Genomic DNA, 23,303 nt, shown 5'->3' with positions numbered 1-23,303 from the left:
TAATTATGGACCACGGCGGTAATATTTATCGGTTTGCGCAGCATATTGGCTGTCATCCAGAGCAGGTTATAGACTTTTCTGCTAACATCAATCCAGAGCAAGCTGTTGATTTTAATTGTTTGCAAGCGGTTCAGTTGGGGCCTTATGAAGATCCTGACTACGGATTATTAAAAGAGGCAATTAAAGTGCGTTATCCTTATCCGGCAGGTGTTGATATTGAAGTATTTAACGGTGCCAGTGCTGCTATTTTTGCCTTATTGAAGCACTTACACCCCCAAGAATTGGTTTTATATGCACCTTTATATGGTGAGTATGCAAGGCTTGCAGAGCAACTGGGCTGCAATTTACATCATATCGATCGTTTTGAGTCTTTAACTTCGCCGGTACCAAAAAATAGCACAGTCATATTTGTTAATCCATCTACACCGGATGGGCAGCTTTATGATATGCAGGTATTATTAAAGCAATGGCAAATGGACGACTGCACAATAATTGTTGATGAGTCATTTTTGGATTTTTGTATCGCAGATTCGGTAGTTGAATATATTGATAAGTACGATAAGCTCTATGTGATTAAATCGTTAAGTAAATTTTACGGTTGTGCAGGAATTAGGATTGGTTTTATGTCGGCTACTGCCCAAGCGATAAAAGCATTGAAACGCTTAGAGCCTGCGTGGAAACTATCCAGTTTTGATATGGCATATATTCAGCAAGCCTTGGCAGATAAGATATTTATAGAACAAACACGAAAGCAGACAGCGTATCGACGCGACTTATTAAGACATGCACTGCAAACTTCTGGTTTGTTTATGCGAATTTATTCTGGGGAAGCTAATTTTTTACTGACCAAATTGGCGAATAATGGTGACGGTCATCAGTTACAATCGAGGTTGGTTTCATCGCGGATACTTATTAGGGTTTGCGATAATTTTGTCGGCCTGGACAAAAGCTATGTACGCTTTGCTGTAAAAAATGAAACAGCAATATTGAAACTGTCGAGTGCATTAAATAATGTCGCATTATGAAGCCATTAGCTGTGTTAGGAACGAGTTCAGATGCGGGAAAAACTACTATCGTGATGGCATTGTGTCGGATATTGGCAGATCGAGGGATGAAAGTAGCACCGTTTAAGGCTCAAAATGTCTCAAATAATTCTGGGGTAACACAGGAGGGTAGAGAAATTTCTCGTGCTCAATGTTTACAAGCTGAGGCTGCCCGTATTGAGCCTAGTTATTTGTTTAATCCTGTCTTGCTTAAGTCACATGGCAAAGGCATAGTGCAAGTAATTGTTAATGGATTAGTTTATAAAAATCAATCTATTGTTAATTATTATGCAGAAATGGATTATTTAAAAGAACAGGTAAGGAAGGCGTTTTCTACATTACAAGAACGTTATGATTTAATTATTGCTGAAGGTGCCGGTTCACCAGTAGAGTTAAATTTGTTACATAAAGATCTTTCAAATACCTTTATCGCAAAAACATTTAATACTAAAAACATATTAGTGGCAGATATTGAGCGTGGAGGAGTATTTGCTTCAATTTATGGTACGCTGGCTCTTATGGATCCAGTGATGCGCTCTAATCTTATTGGCGTCATTGTTAATAAGTTTCGAGGCGATAGAAATTTGTTTATTGAAAGTGAAAAAATAATAACCGGACGATTTGGCGTACCAGTGTTGGGTGTGTTGCCATTTAAACAATTAAACATTGACATGGAAGACTCACAGTCATTAAGTAATTATAAACAGCGTTTAAATGACGTTAAAATCAGGGTTGCAGTTATTGCTTATCCTGGCTTTAGTAATTACAACGACTTAGATGTACTGATGGCTGATGAAGAGCTTTATATTGAACTAATTCATGTTTATCAGTCATTAGGGAATTTTGATATATTGATATTACCTGGCAGCAAAACAGTAATACGCGATTTAAAATGGTTGAAAGAACAAGGCTTATTTAAGGAAATTCAGCAATTTAAAAAAACTATCTTTGGTATTTGTGGCGGCTATCAGATGCTCTCACAGAGTTTACATGACGCTGATGGATTGGAGTACGAAACCGCTTGTGTAGAAATAGGCTTAGGGTTTATTGATGATATCGTTGTTTATCAAAGTCCAAAAATACTCGCGCGTGGGCAATACCAATTGTTTTCATATGAATCTCTAACTGGCTATGAAATACACTGTGGACGCATGGCTAAATATCCTCTTTATTATCCAGAAACTCATGGTATCAATTATTCACTAAATTTAAACCAGGATGTTGCTGGTACACATGTACATGCTATTTTTGATAATAACGAATTTCGTAATGATTACTTTAAGAAAATTCATGCTGACTATAAAGGTTATGATTACGGTGATTATCGTAAAAAAGAAATACAAGAATTTACTGATGGTGTAGAGAAAAATCTGGATATAAACCCTATTTTAAAAGCTTTGCGGGCTGATTAATATAAATAAGAGGTTGATATCTATCCTGAATTGGCGAGAGATAAGCTAAAGGAAGTGTGGGAAGATAATTATCAACGCAGGATGACAAAATTAATCCCGACTTTGCCAAACAATTATATAAAGGCGACATTTCAATCAATGGCATTAAAACTGTCTTGGGTGCTTCAATGATATCCAACAATTAATATCAACGGATGTCGCAAAATCAACAATTTGGCAATTATTACTGAAAAAAACCTGGGCGCTCTCTACCAACAAAAAAGAGCAAATCTTACAAGGACTTTAAAAATCTGCGTTCTCTGCGGTACAAATCAGGTTTATGTCCGTTTTAAGGACAGTTATATTTGTACCAAAAAGGAAGATATTTCTAACCATTAATTAAATACCATGACCGATTTGAATATCTTTATCGCCAAGATACCAAAGGTTGAATTGCATATCCATATCGAAGGAAGTCTCGAACCGGAGATGCTGTTTGATTTGGCGAAACGCAACGCCGTTACTTTGCCGTTTGCCAACGCTGCCGAGGTGCGGCAGGCATATAATTTTGGCAACCTGCAAGATTTCCTCGATATTTACTATCAAGGTATGCATGTGTTGCAAACCGAGCAGGATTTTTATGACCTGACCTTCGCTTACCTCAAAAAATGCCAAGCCGATAACGTGATGCACACCGAGATTTTCTTCGACCCGCAGGGGCACACATCACGTGGAGTCGGGTTTGAAATCGTCTTGAACGGCATTACCCACGCTTTGAATGACGGCAAGAAAAAGCTGGGTATCAACTCTAATTTAATAATGTGCTTTTTGCGCCACCTCAGCGAAGAAGATGCGCTAAAAACTCTGGAACAGGCCCTGCCCTATAAGGATAAAATCATCGGAATCGGCTTGGATAGTTCCGAAGTGGGTCATCCGCCGTCGAAATTCGAGCGTGTTTTTGTCCTCGCCCGTGCTGAAGGTTTCAAACTTGTTGCTCATGCCGGAGAGGAAGGTCCGCCAGCGTATATATGGGAAGCGCTTGACCTTTTAAAAGTGGACCGGATCGACCACGGCAACCGTGCCTTGGAGGATAAAAAATTGACTGCGCGACTGGTGAAAGAAGGAGTTGCTCTAACTGTTTGCCCGCTCAGCAACCTAAAACTTGGCGTCGTCAAGGATTTGCATCATCACCCTTTGCGCACGATGTTGGAAAAGGGCTTAAAAGTAACAGTGAATTCAGATGATCCGCCCTATTTTGGCGGCTATATGACCGATAATTTACAGCGCATCGCCGAAGCGTTAAACCTTGAAAAACAACATATCGTCACGCTCACGCGCAATGCCATTGAAGCTAGTTTCCTCGATCAAAATAGCAAACAAGTCCTATCAAAGCATCTGGAGAATTGGATGCTGACTATTGGATGAGTCGTAATTGGCTCGTATAGAGTTTCCACAGATACCATCAATTCAAGCATAGGTATCTACACAACTTTTCCTCATAATAAAAACAATGAGTTGCAGAAGCGCCAAGCTCCCTCTCCTGTTAGAGAGGGTTGGGGTGACGACTGCACGGATGCAGGAGGTAGAGCAATGCAGGAACAATTGCCGAGGAGAATAAAATCAAGTAATTACATTCCCATCAACCTTCTCCCTTTGGAGAAGGAGCAGTAGGACTTGTGTAGATACCTATGCCATTCAAGGGAAGGTATCTGTGGAAATAGCAACTATTTATTTGAAAATGTAGCTCGCAAACAACATACTCAAATCACCTGCAAAAACATATTTCACCGGTGTTTTATAGAATAAACCACTACTAAAAAATTTGTAGGTTCTTTAGATAAAATGATAGCATTTGAAACACTATGTGCGGGTTCTGCTCGTACTTTGTATTCAGACAGATTCCAACATAATACTACATATTAATCAAGTGGATAACTTGCAATGTTCGGTGAGAGTTAACAATCTGAGCGATCTAAATTCAGCCGATAATATGAAGTTTCTTCATTAAATGTTAGGTCCCTGACTTTTTATTTATGCTTAAATCAGGAGAAGATATATGAAACAATATAGTGCTGAATTTTTAGGAACATTTTGGTTGGTTCTTGGTGGTTGCGGTAGCGCTGTTTTAGCTGCGGGATTTCCAGGCTTTGGTATTGGTTTTTTGGGCGTGGCTTTGGCATTTGGCTTGACCGTTTTAACTATGGCTTATGCGATAGGTCACATTTCAGGTTGTCACCTGAATCCGGCTGTATCGATCGGACTTTGGGCGGGCGGCCGTTTTCCGGCAAATAAACTATTAGCTTATATTATTGCTCAATGTTTGGGTGGGATTATTGCTGGCGGAGTTTTATACCTTATTGTCAGCGGGAAAGCCGATTTTACGGCTATCGGAGGTTTTGCCGCCAATGGTTATGGTGAGCATTCACCTGGCGGATACTCTTTAACTTCGGCAATGTTAACAGAAATTGTTATGACCATGATGTTCCTGTTCATCATTTTATTCGTCACTCACAAAAATGCGCCAAATGGCTTTGCCGGTCTGGCTATTGGCCTGAGCTTAACCCTGATACACTTAATCTCTATTCCGGTCACCAATACTTCAGTTAACCCGGCAAGAAGCCTGGGCGTTGCCATTTATGTTGGAGACTGGGCCTTAAACCAACTATGGCTCTTTTGGGTTGCACCCATTATTGGAGCTTTGCTGGGGGCTTTAGCCTATCGGTTTATCAACAGCGAAGATTAGTCGACCTAAAAGCAGAGTTCACAAGAAATATAAAAGGCACGAAAAAAATTTATTTCATTATCGATCATTTTGGTATTCATGATAAACAGGAAGAAATTGAAAGTATTATGGAAGGACATTAATGGAAACGAATATCAAGATGGTCGTAGCGAGTATTGATGGTTCGTCATTGACAGAAGCCGTCTGTTATTAAGCCATCTGAGTACATAAAAAACAACCCGATGAGATAGATGCAAAACTTGAGTCAATTATTCGCTCATTACCTACGGCTGTTTTGGTCGTTAACGCAACCTTCAAAAAACCGCAACGTATCATGCGACTATAATGGCGGTAAAGCGGCAGAAAATGTCGTGGATATGGTGACAATAAATCCGCTTTATAATGTCTTTGTTTATCATCTGGCTTGCATCAGTTAAGCTGATACGTAAATAAAACACCATTGATATGGCTGTGATAAGTGTATTCAGCCATACCCACATTAATGATCTGTTACTAGTACTCAGTCAGCGTTGATATGTCGAATGATAGCCCCCATATAATGTCTTTACATTGCCATTAATAAACACCATTGAAAAAGAAATACATAGTACGACTAACGGAAGATGAACGCGCTTATTTGGGAAGTTTGATTCATACCGGAAAAGTGGCCGCTCATAAAAGGTTACACGCTGAAATACTGCTGAAAGCGGATGTTAGCGAGTTAGGAGAAAAATGGCTGGACCGGCCAATAAGTGAAGCTTTTGGTATTTCAAGACGTACCGTTGAACGAGTCCGGGAGCGACTGGTTCAAGAAGGCTTGGAATCGGCTTTAAACCGGGCAAAGTCAATTCGGGTTAGAAGTCGTACTATTGATGGAGAGAATGAAGCCCGTTTGATCGCGTTAAGTTGTGGCGATGCACCTGAAGGGCGTAGTCGCTGGACATTACGTTTACTTGGACAGCAGATGGTTGAGCTGGGTTATATTGAAAGTGTATCGCATGAAACTATCCGGCAAACCTTAAAAAAAACGAATTAAAACCCTGGCAAAATAAAGAGTGGTGTATTCCGGCTAAAAAAAATGCTGAGTTTGTTTGTGCTATGGAAGATACGCTTGAGGTTTACAAGCGACCTTATGATGAAGCGCAACCACTGATTTGCATGGATGAAAGCAGCAAGCAACAGATTAAAGACACGCGAACACCAATACCGGCAAAGCCTGGCACGGTCGCTCGGTACGACACGGAATATGAGCGTAATGGAGTGAGCAATATTTTTATGTTTTTTGAACCCTTGCAGGGCAAACGGTTTGTTGAGGTAACCGATCAAAGAACGGCCATTGATTGGGCGCATCAAATTCGTAACCTGGTTGATGTCCATTACCCGCAGGCTAAACGTATTACCCTGGTTATGGATAATCTGAATACCCATACTGGTGCCTCTTTATATAAGGCATTTGAGCCAAAAGAGGCGAGAAGAATTCTTGAAAAACTAGAAATACACTACACGCCCAAGCATGGCAGTTGGTTAAATATGGCCGAGATAGAATTAAGCATCCTGTCACGGCAATGTATGGATCGCCGCATTCCAGATCAAGAAATGTTAAAAACAGAAATTTTAGCGTGGCAAGAAAAAAGAAATACTATTGCTCGGCCTATGAAATGGCGGTTTACCACGGAGGATGCACGGATAAAACTGAAGAAACTTTATCCGACATTATCAGATTGACTGAGTACTAGGTCCTTTTACTGCCAAAATGCTGCTGAATAACAAATAGCCGCTACTTTTGCTTAAATAATTGCCCCAAGGGCTTCCATGTTGTCAGCCGCCAGATGACAAACACACTATTCAACGCTATTGGTTTTTGCTATTTATGAAACATATTCCGTGGTTATTATTAATTTTTTCGTTATTTGCGATGCAAAACAGTCACGCAGAAAACACAGCGCCACCTTTACAATGCGTGGCATTTAGCCCGTATGTCAATCAACTCTCACCTCACCAGGGTAACGCTCCAAGCGCAGAGTTAATTGGCATATTACTGGACACACTCATTAAACAAACGCCGTTTCGTTGCATTATGACTTATGGTGTTTTGGATGGACTGGAGGCAATTTTCCCCGCTGCGAAGCAGCGTGATTTTAAAGTTATTGCTATTTTATGGCTCGATGAAAATAAAACGAAAAATTCAGAATCAATTTCTCAGGGGATCGCCTTAGCGCAACAATATCCTGAAACAATTATTCGCTTAAGTTGTGGTTCGGAGGTAAGAACGCGTAATGCCTATTCCCTTGACGATGAAACTGATCGTTGCTTAAAGGCGCTTCGCGAGGCTAAAGTAACGCAACCAATTGGCGTAAATGATACGTGGTGGGAATGGTGTAATCAAACCTCGCCTTGTCAAAAAAATCATTTTAGCGATCAAGTCGATTGGATAGGCATTAATATTTTTCCCTGGTGGGAAAATCGGTTTTTTGATGATTTGTTCTGCCTTTCCTCAGAACAAGCGGCGGATTTTCATTTGGCGCGCTGGCAAGATGTCACTAATGCAAATCCAACAAAAGAAGTCATTGTTACTGAATTTGGCTGGCCATCGGGTCCGAAAGATCAGCCTCAAATTGGATTAAAAACAAATAAATCCTGCGGTATTGCCAATAGAGAAAAACAACAGCACGTTATTGAAACCACATTTAAAAAATTTGCAGAAAAACAGGTTACCGGTATTGCTTTCGAGGCATTTTCAGAAATATGGAAACCGACTGTAACTGATAGTAACTTTGAGCATTTCTGGGGCTTATGCGACAACATGCCACCTTATACTTGCCATGTTGCATTTTGACATTACTCCTAAAAATCCAACGTAAAACTTGGTCAATTAAGCGTTATTTACAAACCAAGAATGCCTCATTCCCACGCAAAGCATGGGAATGAATACAAGTCTATAACACGCAATTAATCAATTTTTTCCAGAGCTGGAGTTTTGGCTTGGAGTACCTCACTTAAAAGCTCAAGTTGGGCATTTAAGTGCGGTATGGCAGGAATTATCCAGGCTTTCCCTGTAATACGGGACAAAATATTGTTCAACCAAGGTCTATCCGATTTTGCTTGATGAATGATAAATCGGTAGGATTCACCATCATTAAAAACAGAAAAGTCTTCGAGATAAACTTCAATCGTTTCTTTCTCACCATAGAGCCTGGTTTGAACGTAGACTTTTCGGGCTTCGAGGTTAAAATTAAACTCTGTTAATTCTGCAATGCCTTTAAGAATTATATTTGCTCCCCAAATGATCAATAGATCTGGTGTCAGTTTTATTATTATTTTTAGTAAAGTAGATTTTATACTCATTTTTAGTCTTTATTCGCTAACAGGATAAGGTTTCTAATTTTAACCATTCTTTGCATGTTGTGTCACAAATTTTATAAAATCCCGAGATCGGCCTTTTCGTTATCAGGATTTATAGAAACTGGTGACCGCTATTGGAAGCGTCAGTTAATTTTAGCCATCGCGTGTATTAAAGGGCACCTTTCTTATGAACAAACTACTTTCGGCAAAAGCAAATAGTTCAAATTAGCTAGATGCTGATTTCGCATGTAGATGGCTAAGTTATATGCCGCATTTCTGGTAACTGTAAACGGTTGGCTTTGGTAATCAGCGAACAGACGTCCAAGCCGGAAGTTTAAGCCAGGCGCCAAGCTCACTTCCCAGTTTTAACGAACATGAAACATGCATTCTGGTCATTAAAGCCATAACTCTTCCAATCGCCCTTCTTGCATTGCCCCTCATTGGTAGCGGGTGTCAAAAGGAAAGCACGGAATTTATCATCAACTAATCCATATCCGACAATTTGCCCATCATTATTGATATCAAATGCCCAACTTAACTTCCACTCAGCGTTTGGTATATTCAGCGTGTTCAGATCAATCAGCTTTTTTTTGTCATAAAAGAAAGCATGCGCTTCATACTTAATGCAAGGAACAAAACCCGAATTGGGATCAAAACAAACATCATTATATGGACTATATTTAACCCCAACAATTTGATCCTGATCATTAATACCAAAAGGGACTGTTTCTGGACTACTGTTGGAGCCAAGATCAGTAAAAACTCCTTTACTGTATAGGAAGCCATGGAAAGCACTTTGGTCCTTGGTAAGAAACTCACCGACGACCGCCCCATTTTTATTAATGTCTCTGGCATAACTTTCCGATCTGCTAAAGTCTAATGGGGCAACCGGGTCAATGTCTTTCATAACGCCATTAGTATAAAAAAAGGCATGGGCTCTGCCGTTATATAGGTCGGAAGAGAATCCGGCAATCATACCTTTATTATTAATAGCAGTAGCGCCACTATAACCACCAAAAGAACCAATATCGGTTACCGCACCCTTGTTATATAGAAATGCATGTCGATTAATATTATTGATATATGAATATCCAACAGCTTGTCCACTGTTATTAATAGAGGTGGCAACGCCATTGAATTTGTAGGGTGTAATACCCCCAAGAGAATCAAGAATAGTAATTTTACTGGTTTTAATATTATATATGGCGGGGTAGTAAATACCGTTGTTAATTGCTCCGCTGGCAATTTGATCACCGTTAGTGCTTATTGATCCGGCAGTCTGTATGTTCTCACTATTGAAAGGATAAAGATCCATTATTTTACCGTTTTTGTAGAGGAAGGAATGCGTTTCCGTATCCCCTAACAATCGAGATGATCCAATGACTTCTCCAGAATTACTGATGCTGTAAGCAAAACTTTCCGTTCCTCCCAATGTTCCTATATCGGTAATAAAATATTTCATGGACTTATCAGTACTCATTCTGGCTTGAACAGACAACAAAGTATTCCCGTTACCTTCATTTATACTTTTATTGAGAATAACCATGTTGCTATTATCTCGCTTGTCAGTCGAGGCAGTGTTCGCTCTCAAATCCCTTAATAATCGGTGACCTATTGTCGAGCGCCCACTGAATATAATGGTGCTAAAAGTGTAAGCGTCTTTCAACGAAGTTAAATTCATTCCTTGATCATAAATCCTTCCATCATCATAACCGGTAATGGCAACAGGTATTGGCATCACATTTAGATTAGTATCTCCTATAGCCCCGGTATTAATTGAAAAAACACAATTGGAATATACAGTTAGAATTGTGAGGATAACTAGAAGAAGAAATTTATTATTTATATATTTCATAACGTAACCTCAAGTAGAAATGGCATTTGTAATTTTTTTAGACAAAAAAACCGAACTTTCTTCTTTTACTGTAACGCGCCCAAACCCGGCAGTCCGGTTTGCCTGAATGAGGATACATAAATTTCTGTCCCTATGAGGGTGTCGATGATTTTATTAATGATCATCTCTAACCCATTTTAGCCCCAACTGGCAGAAAATGTGCGGCCTTCTTGGCTACGTTATTTAGGGAGTCTTTCAACATTGTCGAAATAAAATGCTTCCGAACAGATGTTAAGATAATAGCGATATCACCGCTTGTAATGGGACACTGATTAGCAGGTATTGAGGAGCGGGAATATCAAACACCTCAATTTGCAATCATTAGACATCTTTCCTAAATACAGCCATAGCGTAAGTTAACAAGAGCAGCCACTAAATTCCATGTCAAGGAGTAATGCTTGTGTTTGCCCCGATAAACATCTTTGGCAATCCTGAAAATTTTGCATCGGCGATTAACATGCTCAATAAAAATACGCTGTTTTGATAGTGCCTTATTATCGGCTTTGTCTTCTGCCGAAAGCGGTTGGCCTTTTTTCTTTTTAACCGGTAGAGTCGAGTTCTGATGGTGTTTCTTTATCCCTTGGTATCCGGAATCCGCCAACAACAGGGCATCAGGATGTAACAATAGACGGCTATCTTTGAAGATCGAAAAATCATGCTGTTGACCTTTACCTATCACTACGGAGAGTATAGTCATCGTCAATAGGCAGATCACGAGTTGGACTTTGATCGTGTGGCGTTTTTTTTCCTGAAAAGTACGCTTTCTGGTTTTTAACAGGGCGCTCGATAGGCTGCTCCGAAACATCAATGACCACGGTAGCTGCGGGATCTTCCAACAGTGCTTTGCGGTTGGGCAGTTTTTCGATTTTGATCAATAGTCTTACAGTGCGAGTATAGATTTTATGGCAATACGATTCGCTGATGTCGAAGACCGCAGCCAGATTTATCAACGTCGGATAGTGACGAAGATAATAGAGTGTCAGTAACAAGCGGTCTTCCAAAGCCATCTTGGAGTCTTTTCGTCCCCGTCTAGTCAGTGGATTAAGGACTTTTTGTTCGTCCAGGTAAGTCACCAGCTTACCGTGAAGATGCAGAAAATCTTCTGGTGACAGGCCGACAGTCCTTAAAAATTCTTCAGGCTTGTGTCTTGGCAATTGGGCATAAGGAGTCATGGCTATCCGTGTTTTCAGAGGTAGATCGCTATTTTAACCCTATCAAAGCCAAATTCTATGTCAATTATTTAGGAAAGATGTCTATTAAAGAAAATCATAAAACTAAAAAATTAAAGAAACAATACGTATAAATACCTACCTACTCTAACCAGAAAAATAAGTTGCTTATTTATTCACAAACCTTTTCTAATCAAAGCAACACTTTCTAAAGTATTGCTATCGAGTAACTCAAAATAAGTAGCGGTTTATAGAGTATAAATTTATAGTAATCTAATGGAAAACCTGTGATTTTTTTAAGCGATAGCCGGTTCGTTTTTTCGGCTAAACGGCTAAACGGCTAAAAATATAAAGTTAATCCTTAAAAAAATGGTCAAGCTTTTGACTATCTGATTTGGCAAATAATTGAATCAGATTCTTAAGATTTCCATCCAAACCTTGTTTGAGCATATTAATGTTTAAATTTTCAATAATGGTTTGCTCCTGACTGGCAATTTCAGTAAATTGCAACACAGCCTGATGGCGTTGATTGATAAACTCAAGTAATAAATCATGTGTTTCTGCCATATCGACTTTTGCTTCATAGACACCAGAGCGTGCCATTTTCAACACCACGGCCAACATGTCAATAGCAAGAAACAACAACATAAAAATCAGAAAGATCAATAAATTGTGCCAAGAAATACTATGATCAGGGAAAATAAGTTGGTTAAGTATTTCTGTTTGAGTCAGCACGTCCGGCTTTAAATTGGTAATGACCGCCTCTTTTTCTACACAGCGCCGACTCATGAGTTGCTGTTGGTTACTAAGCGACTCGATACCTTTTTGATCCAAATCACGCTGTTTCACGCGCGTTGTTTTTAACTCATCGCGTTCTTTCTCGCATTGTTTTTTTGAGGCTTGTTTGATTTCGATTAATTGATTGGCACTTTTTTCATTAAGCTGACTGATCTGTCCTTCCAATGCAACAATGCCTTTGCCTAACCTGATGCTATCATCTTTCCGATCACTTGCCTGACTTAACCATTTTTTGCATTGTGTACCTTTTTTACAGCCACTAACTCCGGTAAAGCCAGTGCCGGCAGTGCCTTGTTTTTCTTTCTCGGCATTATCAATAAATAGTGCGGCATCTTGTTCGGCTTGTATTTTCTTGGCTTTTAAAATGTCCAACTCTTGATTCAACTTTTCAATGGCGGGTATCTCGTCCTGGCTTGAAATAAGCGCGCTATCGTTACAAATGGCGGGTTCAAAAAGTTGATTACTATTTTTTAATTCACTACGAAGCGTTACCATTTTCTCGTCTAATAATCGAAGTTCGCTTTGAGGATTTTTTAAATCACATTGCAGCGCAAGATTATCACGTTCAGTTTTAATACGTCCCTCGTTATAAGCGGCATCTATACGTTCACTGAATAACAGCAAAACAACGGGATGAGCAACAGTTACAGCAATGAGCAAAGCAATGGCAAACCTTAAGGAAAATTGCCCAAGCTTTCCCAAAAATGAAAAGCCTTTCCTGTACGTTGCCAGTAATGCCCTATCCATCAGCAAAATCATGCACGACCAAAGAAGGGCTACGGGGACAATGATATAAGTACTGAAATTTAAGGTGTAGAGCAAAAATGAAGCAGTAACAATCGCCAATAAAGCAGGAATTAAAACGGTTCCGCCGAGTGCTGCATGTTTCTTTTGTTCTGATTCCGGGCAAGTTGCCAAGATACCCGGGCTAACTCCTGACAACCAAATAAAAAGTCTTTCGAGTTTATTAACCGAAAGTTTGGCTTCAGATGAGTTATTCCTTAAATCTGAATGTTCAAGCACCCCGACCAAATGTTTACATTCTGCCATAGAGACATCAAAGCCCTGCTCTTTGGCAAAATCATGAATAATTTGCTCCCGATAGTCATTAGGAATCGCTTGTAAAGTGTTAGTAAACAATTGAAAAAAATCAAAATCATGCCTGATTTTTTGATAAAAACGTTGTACTTCTCCAAGCGACATACGGTTAGTCTCCCCTCATGATTAGGCTGGATTTAATTACTGATGTTACGCATGTATTCAAGGGAATCAATGCCTGTAACTGATTGATAGTTCTGTAAGTCATTGTTAAACAGCAAAAAGCCTTACTCTTTATGTCCTTTTGTCAGCCAAAGAAAGGCTCCAAGGGCGATAAGCAAAAAACTGCTGCCAAAAAGTATGCCGACAGGATAATATAAATTTCCAGCCAATTCTAACTGGCTGTATTTTATAATCATTATCAACGCTTCCAAGACCAGCGCAATACAAACTGTACCGACAAATCGGGTGATTATCCTTCTGGTGTTAGAATAGGTATTCTCTTCTTCATCCGAAGAACTGTATTCTTTACTAATACCCGCACCAAGTTCAAACATTGCCAAGGAAATAACAAATGTATTAATAGATTTTATTACTGTTGACATAAAATCTCCATCAGGATTGAATATATAATCTGAAAAATTATAACCTGCTGAAATTATTAATAATATCGACAAGGAATGAAATATAACTGAAAATAATGTTCCTACTATTTTTTTATAGGTAATCAATATATATAGCCTCTTTTTTATAGGTGAAAAGCTTACTAACCATCTTCATATGGCACTTAACTCTGGCTGGCATTAGTTAATTCCAAATTAATGTATCGGACGCAGACAACTGTAAAATACCAAGCTATAAACTTCAGTAGGCTGTCCGAGAATAGAAAACCTACTGCAGATGAGCTATTTTGCAACGTTATAACTTAATACCAGCTTAACCGGTTAATACAAAGTAAACTGGTACTCTTTAAATTATTAGCCGTAAAATGGCCCGGAAACTTCACCACGCGCAACACTTGGGTAGTCCTATTCACTCGATGTTCAAGTTTTTTTAGCTTGACTGAGACGAACCCAGATAAATCAAAGTCTTTTCCTCAATAGACTCAAGTGCCACATGATCTTAATCATGACTGTAAGGCTCGATTCAACGGGCTTCTCTAAAATCAAGAATTAAAAACTTGAACATCGAGTATTCAGGCTTATAAACTCTTTAGCTTAGTCTAGCCACCATATCCAAAGCCAAGGCTTCCGCGACTTTGATACCATCAACAGCCGCTGAAAGAATTCCACCGGCATAACCTGCACCTTCACCGGCTGGATAAAGCCCTTGGGTATTGATGCTTTGAAAATGTTCATTACGCTTGATTCTAATCGGTGATGAAGTTCGTGTTTCAACACCCGTCAACACGGCATCAGCCATGGCGAAGCCCTTTATTTTTTTATCAAAAGCAGGTAAAGCTTCACGAATGGCTTCTATGGCATAATCCGGCAAGGCCGTACTTAAATCGCCTAAATGTACGCCGGGCGTATAGGAAGGGTGTACTGAACCAAAAGCGACAGAAGGTTTATTGGCAATAAAATCACCGACCAATTGCCCGGGAGCTTGATAAGTTTCTCCACCCAATTTAAAAGCCCTGGCTTCCAACTTGCGCTGAAATTCCATGCCTGCCAACGGGTTACCCGGATAATCCTCAGGCGTAATACCAACCACGATACCGCTATTGGCATTACGCTCGTTGCGGGAATATTGGCTCATGCCATTGGTCACAACATGTCCTGCTTCTGAGGTAGCCGCAACCACCGTACCACCAGGACACATACAAAAACTGTAAACCGAACGACCATTTTTACAGTGATGTACCAGTTTATAATCTGCCGCTCCCAGTAAAGGGTGTCCGGCATTGTTACCGAAACGGCAACTATCTATTAGTGATTGCGGATGCTCAATCCTGAAACCAATAGAAAAAGATTTTGCTTCAATATAAACCCCTTGTTCATAAAGCATTTTAAAAGTGTCACGTGCACTGTGCCCGACAGCTAGAACAACATGATGACTGAGGAGAGTTTCACCACTGGCGAGAATAACACCAAGCACCTGTCCATTTTCAATAGCTATTTTATCAACCCGGCTCTGAAAACGAATTTCTCCACCTAATGATTCAATCGTGGCACGCATTTGTTCGACCATAGTGACCAATTTAAACGTACCAATATGGGGTTTACTGGCGCGTAAAATTTCAGTGGGCGCACCCGCTTTTACAAATTCAGTCAGTACTTTGCGACCATACTGATTAGGATCTTTAATCTGGGTATAAAGTTTGCCATCAGAAAAAGTTCCGGCACCGCCCTCGCCAAACTGAACATTGGATTCAGGATTAAAAAGTCCTTTGCGCCAAAGTCCAAAGGTATCTTTGGTGCGCTCACGTACTTCTTTACCCCGTTCCAGAATAATCGGTTTAAAACCCATCTGTGCCAGAATCAAACCGGCAAATAAACCGCAAGGACCGGTACCGATAACAATGGGTCTGCTGGTCAAATTTTTTGGTGCCTGAGTTACAAAATAGTAGTTCGTGTCTGGGGTTATAGAAACATGAGGGTCATCTTGCATCCGTGTTAAAATAGCAGCTTGATTTTTTGTTTCAACATCAAGAGTATAAACCAGGCTAATCGCACTACGCTTACGTGCATCATGACCTTGCCGAAATACCGTATAGCTGATAAGTTCATCAGTATTAATGCCCAAACGATTAAGTATGGCTGTTTTGATTGCGTCTTCCTGATGATCCAGCGGAAGTTTAAGTTCAGTAATTCTTAACATGTTTAATAGTCCAATAAAGCCCTTTTATAAGACTTTATACTTTTCCAGAGTTGAAGTAATGGCAGTTGGCCAAGTAATTAATAAAGCCTTTTAACACTCACCGACCGACACAGAATTTTTCTGTTTTTTCTTCATAACCGGTGTAGTGTAGGATTATTGTAAAGTCAGTCTTTGTTATCGATACATTTTACATTAATAGGGTTTTTCTTGTTAACTGCTATATATATGACTGTTTATTGCTGGCATTGCAGATTAATAAAAGACTCCCAAGATAATTTATTGATCTCTACACTTTCTATAAGCCATCGATTTGCATTTATATAGCCATGGAAGTATCGTTTATCAATATTATTAACATTTTTCTGAAGATAAATAATAGCCGTTTGGTCTATATCAACAGCACATGGCATGTGCCACATAATAAAAACAGAGGGATAACCCAATGAACAAACCAAAATTACTAACTATATTTTTTATTATTTCTGTTTTAAATAGTGTCACAACAATTGCCTCAGAACATCATAGCGGCCACGGTGGCGGTAACAAAAGCGGGGGGGGAAGTGGTGGAAGTTCTTGTGAGAAAGCTCGTGTGGGTAAATTTTTACCGCCACAGTTGGCAACTGTCGCACCTGAAGGAGAGTTTTCTTTTTTGGCTTTCAATGTTGACAGGCCGAATCAAATTCATGTCACGGTAAAGAATATTCCTGTTGAAGTTACCGCTGAATTAAAAGAACCTTATTATCTAATTAAAGGAAAAATACCGAATACCCTGTTTAACACTGTAGCGCGAATTAATATCAAAATCGATGCTAAATCAAGCCATTGTGAAGCTGAAGATGGCTGGTTATTAACCATAGCTGATAAATAAATAATTTCTCTATCCCCTTAACAAGTAATCATGAAAAGTACCTTGGTTAATTTAATACTGGTTGGTTACTCGACCAAGATTTTCTTCATTAATTAATAATGACTTAACTTAATTTTTATGTCTGCAAATAACCCCATTAAAAAATGTGCCGTCTATTGCCTGGCATTGCGTTTGGATATTAATGAATTAGCGAAACTGCTATCAGATTCGACTCTGATAAGAATCATTAAAGGCGCATTACTGATTGAAGACAACCACTCCTGGTCAGTAGTCTTCGATTATGGCGCTGTTGTACACTGGAATGTCAGCGCAGAACAGCAGGTTAAACTGCATCAGCTATTATTAAATCATGCAGAAAATCCGCTAAGCGTCATAGAAGAAGATCATTTCACTTTCGCTCTTAATTGCCCCGGCACACGCATTATTGAAGACCATATTGAAATTGAGTCTTCGGATCCCATTTTGATATTTGCCTTATCTCAAGGCATGGCGCAATCGATTAAATTGGCCTCTTTTGAAACCAATGCCATAACAACAATCATCAATACCAACTACATTCCCAAGTCATTAGCTGAAAATGGTCGCATTAAGTTAAGCCGTCACAACATAGCAAAAATACGTGGGCAATTATTTTTAACCAAAAGTGATATTATTTTAAATTATGACTTACTGGATACGCCTGATTTTTTTTGGGAATATCCGGAATATGAAGCATTTTACAGTATCACTGCAAAATATCTGGAAATAGCACCGCGCACACAGGTGTTATCGAAAAAGCTGGAAACTATCCATGAACTGTTTGAAATGTTAGCAGATGAGCAAAAGCATAGACATTCATCCATATTGGAATGGATTATTATTTGGTTAATCGCTGTTGAAATCGGCATGACAATATACGACAAAATATAGTTGACTACCCGCACATTACACTACCCCAAGGCTTTTTTTAATGCTCAGTTATCGACACTCCTTTCACGCAGGTAATTTTGCTGATGTTTTAAAGCACCTTATTTTAATAAACATTCTTGAGTATCTGGGTAAAAAAGAAAAACCTTTCAGTTGTATTGATACGCATGCAGGTCCTGGAGATTATGCACTGGACTCAGAGTTTGCGTTAAAAAACAAGGAATTTGAAAACGGCATAACCCGGTTGTGGCAGCGTACTGACCTGCCTGACAGTGTTGCTCATTATGTCAATGTTATCAAAGAATTTAATAAAACAGAGACCTTAAGCCGTTATCCCGGCTCGCCTTTAATTATTAAACAATTTTTGCGTAATAAAGACAGCCTGTTTTTGTATGAACTGCATTCAACAGAAATACAGTTACTAACCGCTGGAGTCAACAAAGACCGGCGCATTAAAGTATTTCATGCCGATGGTTTAAAAAATTCCATCGGTTTATTACCGCCTAAAGAACATCGGGGCTTGGTGCTTATTGATCCCTCTTATGAAATAAAAAGTGATTATGATCAAGTCGTTGAGACCTTGATACAAATGCATAAACGTTTTGCAACAGGTACTTACGCGCTCTGGTATCCGGTAGTCGATCGCAGTCGTAATCAACAACTGGAAAAAGCCATAAAATCCAGCGGCTTAAAAAACGTACAGTTATTTGAACTGGGCATAAAAACCGATACGCACGAACACGGCATGACTGCCAGCGGTATGATTGTTGTTAATCCGCCATGGACCTTAGTCCCTGAAATGCAACAGACACTACCGTGGCTGGCTAATACTTTAGGTATTGAGGGTGCCGGCAAGTACCGAATAGAAACCCTGGTCGGCGAATAAGTGCTACCCCTTATAAAAAAACAACCACTGACAGACAACTCACATGATCATTAAATTTATGAGCTTTGCGCTGGTAGGGGCTATCGGGACTCTGGCACATTACTCCATTCTTTATGCCGTGGTTGAATTCTGGAAGGTTAATCCGATTTGGGGATCAGGTTATGGCGCTTTTGCAGGGCTGATTATCAACTATATTTTAAACTATTCATTAACGTTTAAAAGCCGGCAACCACATAAACAAACCTTACCCAAGTTTACGTTAATCGCCTCACTTGGCTTCTGTTTAAACATCGTCTTGATGGCTTTGTTAACGCCCCATTTTTATTATCTTTATGCACAAATTTTGACCACAGGAGTGGTTCTAATCTGGAATTTTTTGGCCAACAGTTTGTGGACCTTTCAAATCGGTAATTCTAAAAATACGAGCGCTAAAAAGCGTCCATTAATGCACCAAAAAACCGTTGCCGGCTTTGGTTTACGCCCTTTTAATTGGCTTAATAAAATCAAGTATCGAGCCGCCTTGGCATTATCTATAACCTTGTTAATTATAGGATTATTGATTACGAATCAATTTCCTGTCATGGATTTTTTAGGCTACACAAGCCAGCAGTAACAACCTGTCAGCAACTTTTAAATCATGATGATTACTTATTTTATTTCATGGAAAAGCCGTATTTCGATCAACGTTATAAAAAAAGGAAAAGCCTTGCCATTATCTGTAATCACCTTATTGCAAAATAATTTGACTCATTCAAATCAAGATTTTAGGTATTCAAAAAATAATGTTGTCAATAATTTACCCGAGACTGTCAAATTACGCCTTGAATTACTTAACAACCAGGGTACATTTTCGCTCATCCACGCTCAAAGTATTGCCATAAAATGACTGTCCGACAACCAATCCATTTAATCATCAATGCTGATGACTATGGTTACTACCCCTGCATTAGTAAAGGCATACTTGAAGCCGTCAGTTCCGGAGCCGTTACCGCGACCGGTATTATGGCAAACAGCCCCAATTTAAAAATGCAGCTGGAATGGCTCAATTCTGTTACAGCTCTGGATTTTGGCGTACATCTAAACTTGACTTTCAGGCAGCCATTAACCGCTGTCATGGCCGACAAACTGGCGCATTGGAAGGGCTGCTTTCCAAATGCTTATTCCATGACCGGGATGCTTTTAACCGGTAAAATCAGCGTTCAGGATGTTCGCAGTGAATGGTCTGCGCAGATTGAAGCTTGCCAGGGACAAAAATTACAATTTTTAAATTCCCATGAGCACATTCACATGTTGCCGATTTTGTTTCCATTGATGTTAGAATTAGCTTACAAATATGCAATACCTCATGTGCGGCTTACTCAAGCCGAGTGGCTTAGGCCTTTTGGTATTTCAGCACTGGTTCGCAATACCCTGATGCAAGCGATGCAAACCATCAATAAACCCAAGCTTAAAGTAAACTCACCAGTATTTTTAGGCCTAAGCCAAAGTGGAAAGCTCGATTTTAACTATTTGGAAAAGATTTTTTCAAAACTTAAACCGGGACAACACTATGAACTGATGTGTCATCCAGGGCGATTTAACGCTGGTGAAATTTCAGATCCAAAGCTTATGTCTTACCATGATTGGGATGGTGAACTGGCACTGTTACAAAGCCAAGAAGTTCACGCCTTGTATGAAAAATTTGGCATCCGTTTGAGCTATTATCAACAGTAAAATGATTAGCACCATGAATTTAAACACCCAAGAAAACCCAATAATCAGCGCCGTTATTCCTGCTTACAATGAAAGCCAGGGCATAACAGAAGCTATAAAAAGAATTGCTGATATTTTAAACGCCTGTGAAAGTGCCTGGGAAATAATCATTATTGATGACGGTAGTAAAGATCAAACCTATCAGAAGATATGCCAACTTTCCGAAGCTGAACCCAGAATTAAAGGTATTGCCCTAAGCCGCAATTTTGGCAAGGAAGCGGCAATGCTTGCGGGACTTGAGTATGCAAAGGGTGAGGCCGTTATCATTCTGGATGCCGACCTACAACATCCACCCGATTTTATTCCTGAAATGATCAATAAGTGGCGATCAGGCGCTCAAATTGTTCATGCCGTTAAACGCAGTCGCAAAGAAGATTCTTTGGTAAAAAAAACCGCCGCTCATTGTATCAACCAACTGATCTCAAGTCTCGGTGGCATTAATGTAAAGAACTCTTCCGACTTCAAATTGTTAGATAAAGAAATCGTCGAGATTATTGTTCACAGACTTCCTGAAAGGGAGCGATTTTTTCGTGGCCTGACCAGTTGGTTGGGTTTTTCAGAAGCTTATATTTATTTCGACGTCGCCAGTCGCCAGGGCGATGAAAGCAAATGGTCTTTCTGGTCGCTATTGGAATTATCAATTACAGCACTGACCTCTTTCACGTCGTTACCATTAAGAATTGTGACTTTTTTGGGATTTGTAACCTTGATACTGGGATTTTTCGTCGCTGGCGATACCATAATTTCTTTAATAAACGGTCAAGCCGTTTCAGGCTTCGCTACAATTATTATTTGCCTGTTATTGATTGGTAGCTTCATTATGATCAGCTTAGGGATTATTGGTGAATATATCGCCAAAATTTATGAAGAAGTTAAGGCCAGGCCGCATTACCTGATCAAAGCCCGTGTAGGAATCGCTACCAAGAAATCACTATAACCAACATTGCCTGTCTACATTGAACCCTCATTTCTAACAGGTTATTTTATGATATACGCTATAATTAAAAAAAATAATTATTTTACATAACCTGACTGACATAACGTGAAAAATCAAACCATCATGGACGATCTGCTTAGGCTAATCAGGAATAATTTTTCCTTTATAACAAGCAATAAAGATAAGCGTGACTTATTCGCTTTTTTTGCCATTTACTTAATTTCCTGGACCCTGCTTGCCATATTACTGCCGTTAGCTCCAGAACTGGATAATATTGAGCAAGTAGTGTGGTCGCAAAGCTGGCAATGGGGATACCATAAGCACCCGCCGCTGCCATCTGCTTTACTGCATGCCTTAAATATTCTGTTCGGCGGACCGTCCATGGGGCTCACAGCCCTGGCTGCCCAAAGTTGCAGTGTAATAGGACTGGTTTATGTTTGGCTGCTCGCCAAACAAATGTTGTCAGAAAAAATGGCAATCACTGCGGTACTGATTACGTCATTAATTGCTTACCATAATTTCAGGGCATTTGCATTTAACCACAACACCGTTTCCTTACCGTTTACAGCGGCCGCATTATATTATTTTTATAGTGCGCTCAAAAATCCTGCCCGCATCTCAAATTGGCTATTGTTGGGTCTTGTTTGCGGCTTGGCAATGGTCACCAAATATAGCATCGTCTTGGTACTGGCCAGTTTTTTTATCTATAGTATCTGGCAACGACTATGGACTGACTCTCTTGTACTTCGTGGCTTGCTAATCAGTAGCAGTGTGTTCGTGGTGGTCATCTCGCCTCATGTTGTCTGGCTTGCCGAGAACAACTGGCTGCCGTTTACCTACCTTCATGATAAGTTGACGGTATCAGAAAACAGACTAAGCATTCTCACCGGATTTCTTGGCAGCCAAATAATTCGCTTAAGTTTCATGTTACCCATGCTATTTGGGGTTTGGTACTTAAGCAAGAAAGGCGTTATTAAAATCATGACAACCAAATCATCCAAATTGCCTGAAGATGATCATGACCTAGGCTTTTTACTGACTGTATTATTAACACCACTGATTTTGGCCATGATGATGCCGGTATTAACTGGTGGGCCATTAAACAGCAACTGGGTTAGCGCATTTTTTCTTCCTGCGGGCATATTAATAACAAAATACTTTTTTCATCGCTTTGATGAAGATCAATTATTAATTTTTGCCAGTCGATTGACATGGCTAACACAAGCTTTAATTCTGATTTTTTTCTTCCTGGCAGCTGTCATCTACCCAACCTGGGTTGGTAGTGCCGCGAGATTAAACTTCCCCAGCGAAGCCTTGGCAAATAAAGTCACTGAAATTTGGCATGAGCAACAAAAACAACCGTTAACAATTGTAATATCGGATTATTGGACCGGTGGTAATGTGTTGCTGCATGTACGCCCGGAACCTACTTTATTGATTGACAATATCCCTGAAGAATCTCCCTGGGTTAACACACATGACGTAGCCGCTTGCGGTGCTTTTGTCTTGATGCTTAAAACAGCAACGATTCCAGAGGCTTATGCCGTATTATTCAGTCAAACGACAATAAAAGGAGAATTTTCACTTAACTGGGGGCATCCACCACGAGGCAAAGCTTTACCTTATGTCTGGGCGATTATACCGCCCATTCCGGGAGCACCCGCTTGCCGGTTTACCAAGTAACCGGATAATTAAACTGCTCAGATTTGTTATAAATAGCGCTAATTATCAGCGTAC

20 protein-coding genes are annotated in these 23,303 nt (G+C 39.8%); 13 read left to right on the top strand and 7 right to left on the bottom strand.

Annotated elements, in window-relative coordinates; all coding sequences use genetic code 11:
• Positions 1 to 5: 5 nt before the first annotated feature.
• The 6 genes from KKZ03_RS12335 to KKZ03_RS12310 all read left to right on the top strand — a co-directional run bounded on the left by KKZ03_RS12335 (position 6) and on the right by KKZ03_RS12310 (position 7,992).
• Positions 6 to 1,025, top strand: coding sequence for an aminotransferase class I/II-fold pyridoxal phosphate-dependent enzyme (locus KKZ03_RS12335; RefSeq protein WP_243217143.1), 1,020 nt, complete (start codon positions 6 to 8; stop codon positions 1,023 to 1,025).
• Entirely contained in the window at positions 1,022 to 2,455 is a 1,434-nt protein-coding gene (locus KKZ03_RS12330) for a cobyric acid synthase (RefSeq protein WP_243217142.1), read from the top strand. Before KKZ03_RS12335 ends, KKZ03_RS12330 begins: the two co-directional genes overlap by 4 nt.
• Positions 2,456 to 2,842: 387 nt before the next feature.
• Positions 2,843 to 3,859, top strand: coding sequence for an adenosine deaminase (locus KKZ03_RS12325; RefSeq protein WP_243217141.1), 1,017 nt, complete (start codon positions 2,843 to 2,845; stop codon positions 3,857 to 3,859).
• A 631-nt stretch (positions 3,860 to 4,490) separates the two neighbouring features.
• A complete protein-coding gene (gene aqpZ / locus KKZ03_RS12320; RefSeq protein ID WP_243217140.1) occupies positions 4,491 to 5,177 on the top strand; it encodes an aquaporin Z in 687 nt (228 codons plus the stop codon).
• Between the two features lie 568 nt (positions 5,178 to 5,745).
• A protein-coding gene (locus KKZ03_RS12315; RefSeq protein ID WP_243217008.1) for an IS630 family transposase occupies positions 5,746 to 6,881 on the top strand; the annotation gives its coding sequence in 2 pieces (ribosomal slippage) (positions 5,746 to 6,175 and positions 6,175 to 6,881; 1,137 coding nt in all).
• Positions 6,882 to 7,026: 145 nt separating this feature from the next.
• Positions 7,027 to 7,992, top strand: coding sequence for an exo-beta-1,3-glucanase (locus tag KKZ03_RS12310; RefSeq protein WP_243217139.1), 966 nt, complete (start codon positions 7,027 to 7,029; stop codon positions 7,990 to 7,992).
• A 113-nt stretch (positions 7,993 to 8,105) separates the two neighbouring features.
• Here KKZ03_RS12310 and KKZ03_RS12305 read toward each other — a convergent pair whose 3' ends face one another.
• From KKZ03_RS12305 to KKZ03_RS12275, 7 genes are all read right to left on the bottom strand, one after another.
• Positions 8,106 to 8,501 carry a hypothetical protein gene (locus KKZ03_RS12305; protein ID WP_243217138.1) on the bottom strand — a complete coding sequence of 132 codons (396 nt, stop codon included), beginning with the start codon at positions 8,499 to 8,501 and terminating at the stop codon, positions 8,106 to 8,108.
• 349 nt (positions 8,502 to 8,850) lie between these two features.
• On the bottom strand, positions 8,851 to 10,353 hold the full coding sequence (locus KKZ03_RS12300; RefSeq protein WP_243217137.1) for a DUF3466 family protein: 1,503 nt from the start codon (positions 10,351 to 10,353) through the stop codon (positions 8,851 to 8,853).
• A gap of 373 nt (positions 10,354 to 10,726) precedes the next feature.
• On the bottom strand, positions 10,727 to 11,107 hold the full coding sequence (locus KKZ03_RS12295; RefSeq protein ID WP_243217090.1) for a transposase family protein: 381 nt from the start codon (positions 11,105 to 11,107) through the stop codon (positions 10,727 to 10,729).
• The gene (locus KKZ03_RS12290) at positions 11,061 to 11,564 is read right to left on the bottom strand and encodes a transposase family protein (RefSeq protein ID WP_243217091.1); all 504 of its coding nucleotides are present in this window, start codon (positions 11,562 to 11,564) and stop codon (positions 11,061 to 11,063) included. Before KKZ03_RS12290 ends, KKZ03_RS12295 begins: the two co-directional genes overlap by 47 nt.
• Before the next feature lie 351 nt (positions 11,565 to 11,915).
• The gene (locus tag KKZ03_RS12285) at positions 11,916 to 13,562 is read right to left on the bottom strand and encodes a DUF4407 domain-containing protein (protein ID WP_243217136.1); all 1,647 of its coding nucleotides are present in this window, start codon (positions 13,560 to 13,562) and stop codon (positions 11,916 to 11,918) included.
• Positions 13,563 to 13,684: 122 nt separating this feature from the next.
• Positions 13,685 to 14,128 carry a hypothetical protein gene (locus KKZ03_RS12280; RefSeq protein WP_243217135.1) on the bottom strand — a complete coding sequence of 148 codons (444 nt, stop codon included), beginning with the start codon at positions 14,126 to 14,128 and terminating at the stop codon, positions 13,685 to 13,687.
• 481 nt (positions 14,129 to 14,609) lie between these two features.
• Entirely contained in the window at positions 14,610 to 16,217 is a 1,608-nt protein-coding gene (locus KKZ03_RS12275; RefSeq protein WP_243217134.1) for an NAD(P)/FAD-dependent oxidoreductase, read from the bottom strand.
• 442 nt (positions 16,218 to 16,659) lie between these two features.
• Here KKZ03_RS12275 and KKZ03_RS12270 point away from each other — a divergent pair, with 442 nt between their 5' ends.
• The 7 genes from KKZ03_RS12270 to KKZ03_RS12240 all read left to right on the top strand — a co-directional run bounded on the left by KKZ03_RS12270 (position 16,660) and on the right by KKZ03_RS12240 (position 23,249).
• A complete protein-coding gene (locus KKZ03_RS12270) occupies positions 16,660 to 17,085 on the top strand; it encodes a hypothetical protein (RefSeq protein WP_243217133.1) in 426 nt (141 codons plus the stop codon).
• A 117-nt stretch (positions 17,086 to 17,202) separates the two neighbouring features.
• On the top strand, positions 17,203 to 17,994 hold the full coding sequence (locus KKZ03_RS12265; protein ID WP_243217132.1) for an RMD1 family protein: 792 nt from the start codon (positions 17,203 to 17,205) through the stop codon (positions 17,992 to 17,994).
• 40 nt (positions 17,995 to 18,034) lie between these two features.
• Positions 18,035 to 18,877 carry a 23S rRNA (adenine(2030)-N(6))-methyltransferase RlmJ gene (locus KKZ03_RS12260; RefSeq protein WP_243217131.1) on the top strand — a complete coding sequence of 281 codons (843 nt, stop codon included), beginning with the start codon at positions 18,035 to 18,037 and terminating at the stop codon, positions 18,875 to 18,877.
• 43 nt (positions 18,878 to 18,920) lie between these two features.
• The gene (locus tag KKZ03_RS12255; RefSeq protein WP_243217130.1) at positions 18,921 to 19,490 is read left to right on the top strand and encodes a GtrA family protein; all 570 of its coding nucleotides are present in this window, start codon (positions 18,921 to 18,923) and stop codon (positions 19,488 to 19,490) included.
• 269 nt (positions 19,491 to 19,759) lie between these two features.
• Positions 19,760 to 20,590 carry a carbohydrate deacetylase gene (locus KKZ03_RS12250; protein WP_243217129.1) on the top strand — a complete coding sequence of 277 codons (831 nt, stop codon included), beginning with the start codon at positions 19,760 to 19,762 and terminating at the stop codon, positions 20,588 to 20,590.
• A 13-nt stretch (positions 20,591 to 20,603) separates the two neighbouring features.
• On the top strand, positions 20,604 to 21,566 hold the full coding sequence (locus tag KKZ03_RS12245; RefSeq protein ID WP_243217128.1) for a glycosyltransferase family 2 protein: 963 nt from the start codon (positions 20,604 to 20,606) through the stop codon (positions 21,564 to 21,566).
• A 105-nt stretch (positions 21,567 to 21,671) separates the two neighbouring features.
• Positions 21,672 to 23,249, top strand: coding sequence for a glycosyltransferase family 39 protein (locus KKZ03_RS12240; RefSeq protein ID WP_243217127.1), 1,578 nt, complete (start codon positions 21,672 to 21,674; stop codon positions 23,247 to 23,249).
• Positions 23,250 to 23,303: the final 54 nt, after the last annotated feature.

The organism is Methylobacter sp. S3L5C (assembly GCF_022788635.1).
GTDB lineage: Bacteria > Pseudomonadota > Gammaproteobacteria > Methylococcales > Methylomonadaceae > Methylobacter_C.
This window is presented reverse-complemented; position numbering and strand designations above follow the sequence as displayed.